Here is a 3,409-nt window from a genome sequence, read left to right on the forward strand (position 1 = left end):
TACCAGACTCTATTTCGTTCCGTTTCCGGTTCGAATTTGAATTCCGGTGGCCGTTGAAGTGGCCTTGCCTTTCGGCTGATCCGACTTTATCAGAAACATGTGGGCCGAACTGATCGGCTTCGTGATCCGGAGAGTGGGAATCAATGGCTCTGCGGAAATTCAATTCCCGACGAGAGCGAGATGACACTAACTGCTGGGCCCGAACTTGTCCAGTTCGAGGCAACCGTTCGAATCTACCTCCCCCAGTGCGCCGTGTCAACGGTTTTTGGGGCGAAGAGGAGACTAGCAGGTCGGGAGAGGCCTACGCACATCAGGCGGCCACCGGTAGTTCGGCGCTCCGTTCGGTGTCGGCAACGTCGCCGGTATCGCCGGCTCGGGCCGCGCGGCCGCCCAGGATGTAGACGTAGGCGAGGAAGGCCAGCTCGGCGGCGATACCGATGGCGATACGGGCCCAGGTCGGGAGGCCGGAGGGGGTGACGAAGCCTTCGATGACACCCGAGACGAACAGGATCAGGGCCAGGCCGATGGCCATTCCGATCGCGGCGCGGCCCTGTTGCGCGAGCGCGGTGCGCCGGGTGCGCGGGCCGGGGTCGATGACCGTCCAGCCCAGTCGGAGCCCGGTTCCTGCCGCGACGAAGACGGCGGTGAGTTCGAGCAGTCCGTGCGGAAGGACCAGGCCGAGGAAGGTGTCGAGCCGGCCGGCCGAGGACATCAGCCCGATCCCTATGCCGAGATTGAGCACGTTCAGGAAGAGGATCCAGATCACCGGGACGCAGAGGAACGCGCCCAGCACCAGGCACACTGCCGCGGCCTGGGCGTTGTTCGTCCAGACCTGTGCGGCGAACGAGGCCGCGGGGTGGCTTGAGTAGTAGGTCTCGTACTCGCCACCGGGGCTGGTCATGCGGCGCAGGTCTTCCGGGGCGGCGATGGCCGACTGGACTTCCGGATGGGTGCCGATCCACCAGCCGATCAGTGCGGCCAGAAGCATCGAGAGGACGGCTGTGGGTATCCACCAGTGCCGGGAGCGGTAGACCGCTGCGGGAAAGCCCGCGGTGAGGAAGCGCGCGGCGTCCTGCCACGAGGCCCGGCGGGTTCCGGTCACCGTGGCACGGGCGCGGGCCACCAGCTGGGTGAGGCGCGCGATGAGCAACGGGTCGGGGGCACTGGACCGGATCAGGGACAGCTGGGTCGCCGTGTGCTGGTAGAGGTCGACGAGCTCGTCGGCTTCCGCGCCTGTCAGCTTGCGTCCGCGGTGCAGGAGGTGGTCCAGGCGGTCCCACTCGCTGCGGTGGGCGTTGACGAAGACGTCGAGGTCCATGGTCGGCTGCTGCTCCAGGCATGGTGCGTACGGGTCCGTACTGCTGCGGCGCGTTTGCGGGTCAGCTTGGCAGACTGTGGCCCGGCGGGACTGGGATGGACTGCGAAGGATGAGCGGGAATGAGCGAGCTCGTGACCGGGGACGCGGTCGTGCTGGGGCTGCGGCCGGCGAAGCTGCCGAGCCGTGCGCTGGCTCTGTCCATCGATCTGGTCGTGGTGGGGGCGGCGTTCGTCCTGGTCTCTGCCGGACTGGCCGTGGCGACCTCCGGGCTGGACACGGCGGCGTTCGCCGCCGTCTCCGTGGCCACATTCCTGCTGGTACTGGTCGGCGCTCCGATCGCGGTGGAGACACTCAGCCACGGACGTTCGCTGGGGAAGCTGGCGTGCGGGCTGCGCGTGGTGCGGGACGACGGGGGGCCGATCCGGTTCCGGCACGCGCTGGTGCGTGGGGCGATGGGGGTCGTGGAGATCCTCATGACGCTCGGGGTGGTCGCGTCCATCGCGTCGCTGGTCTCGGCGCGCGGGAGGCGGCTCGGGGATGTCTTCGCGGGGACGCTCGTCGTACGCGAGCGGCTGCCGGCGGGCCGGTCCGCCTCCGTTCCTCCCCCGCCTCCCTGGCTGGTGGGACGCTTCGCGGGGCTGGACCTGTCGGCGGTTCCGGACGAGCTGTGGCTGGCGGTACGGCAGTACCTGACGCGGATGCACCAGCTGGACGCGGACGTGGGCCGGGCCATGGCCGGCCGGCTGGCCGGGGAGCTTGCCGGGTGGACCGGGGTTCCGGCGCCGGTGGGCGTGCCCGCCGCCGCGTACCTGGCAGCCGTGGTGAACGAGCGGCAGGCCCGGGACGCGCACCGGATGTGGGCCGCCTCCCCGTCTTCCTCCGACCGCCCCGGCGGTACGGGCGCGGGGTGGCCCATGAAACCTCCCGGCCCGACCGGCAGCGGCAGTGTCAGCGGCGGCGGCGCGAGCGAGGGGCCGCGGGGCTCGGGGGCTGCGCACGCTGTCCCCCCGCCCGGTGCCCCAGCTCCCGGGACGGAATCCGTGCCACCGCCCGCAACCGGGTTCGCCCCGCCCGCTTAGGGCCTGTCCGGCGGCCCGGTCCGAGAGGGGCGGCGCCGCTCCCGGCAGGCTTTGCCGGTCACGGCACTAGCGGGCCGAGGGCGGGGATTCCAGCTCTTCCAGCTCGATGCCCGGGGCCGAGAGGACCACGTCGCCGGCCAGGTGGATGGTGTGCTGCTCACCGGTGTCCAGGGCGTTGACCTGGTATTCGTCCACGATCAGGGGTCCGTTGTCAGTGGCGTGCGCTTCACTGTTCACCAGGGCCCAGGACTGGTCGACGGTACGGGGGGCGAGGACCGGATCCGTGAAGGCGACGACGCGGAGGCGGGTCGCGGGGGAATCGGGGGTGAGGCGCAGCAGGCGTGCGGTCGCGACGAGGAAGGCGGGGGAAGTGCCGGTGAAGGTGTGGGCGCGGACATTTCCTTCGGTGGCGTGAGTACCGGTCGGATCGGTGCGGACCCAGGTGACGCCTTCGAGGGCGGCGCCGCGGATCTGCCAGCTCGCGGCGTGGAGTTCGAGACGGATCGGGCGGCCGAGTTCGTCCAGTGTGAGATCGATGGATCCGAGGTGGTCGCCGGACGGGGCGGTCGTCTGGGAGACATAGCGCCAGCCGGAGGGGCCGGGGGCGCAGTGGAAGTGCTCTTCACCGAGGGGGGTGTGGTCGTGAAGATCGTGGAGCGAATATCGGCCGCGGGGCATGGGGTCCTTCGGGTTCCTCGGGCTGTGCGGGTGCGGTACGGCGCAGGCCCCCGACACGGGGGTGCGGGGGCCTGCGTTCGTAGCTGATGCACTGTGCTGCTGCGCTACTGGGTCACCGGGGGCCGCTGACACTTTCGCGTCGCGGGCTCCGGGTCCGGTCCGCGAGGCTGCCGGTGGCCGGTCGTCACTGACCGGTGGTGACTGTGACCGGTCACCGGCATGCCGTCGCGGTCAGGCGATCAGTAGCGGTAGTGGTCGGACTTGTACGGGCCGTCGACCTCGACACCGATGTACGCCGCCTGCTCCGGGCGCAGCGTCGTGAGCTTCACGCCGA

General features: G+C 70.3%; 4 protein-coding genes. 1 reads left to right on the forward strand and 3 read right to left on the reverse strand.

Annotation, left to right across the window (positions count from 1 at the left end):
- Positions 1-310: 310 nt before the first annotated feature.
- Positions 311-1,318, reverse strand: a complete 1,008-nt coding sequence (locus tag ACIP89_RS37740; protein WP_402119016.1) for a stage II sporulation protein M — start codon at positions 1,316-1,318, stop codon at positions 311-313.
- A gap of 119 nt (positions 1,319-1,437) precedes the next feature.
- Between ACIP89_RS37740 and ACIP89_RS37745 the strand changes: the two genes are divergently transcribed.
- On the forward strand, positions 1,438-2,397 hold the full coding sequence (locus ACIP89_RS37745) for an RDD family protein (protein ID WP_402119018.1): 960 nt from the start codon (positions 1,438-1,440) through the stop codon (positions 2,395-2,397).
- A gap of 66 nt (positions 2,398-2,463) precedes the next feature.
- On the opposite strand, the gene ACIP89_RS37750 is transcribed toward ACIP89_RS37745, so the two are convergent.
- Together ACIP89_RS37750 and ACIP89_RS37755 are read right to left on the reverse strand one after the other, a co-directional pair.
- Positions 2,464-3,075 carry a hypothetical protein gene (locus ACIP89_RS37750; RefSeq protein ID WP_401926795.1) on the reverse strand — a complete coding sequence of 204 codons (612 nt, stop codon included), beginning with the start codon at positions 3,073-3,075 and terminating at the stop codon, positions 2,464-2,466.
- 239 nt (positions 3,076-3,314) lie between these two features.
- The coding region (locus ACIP89_RS37755) for an adenosylhomocysteinase (protein ID WP_388403288.1) at positions 3,315-3,409 on the reverse strand (95 nt) is incomplete at its 5' end.

Source organism: Streptomyces sp. NPDC088730, assembly GCF_044751215.1.
Lineage (GTDB): Bacteria > Actinomycetota > Actinomycetes > Streptomycetales > Streptomycetaceae > Streptomyces.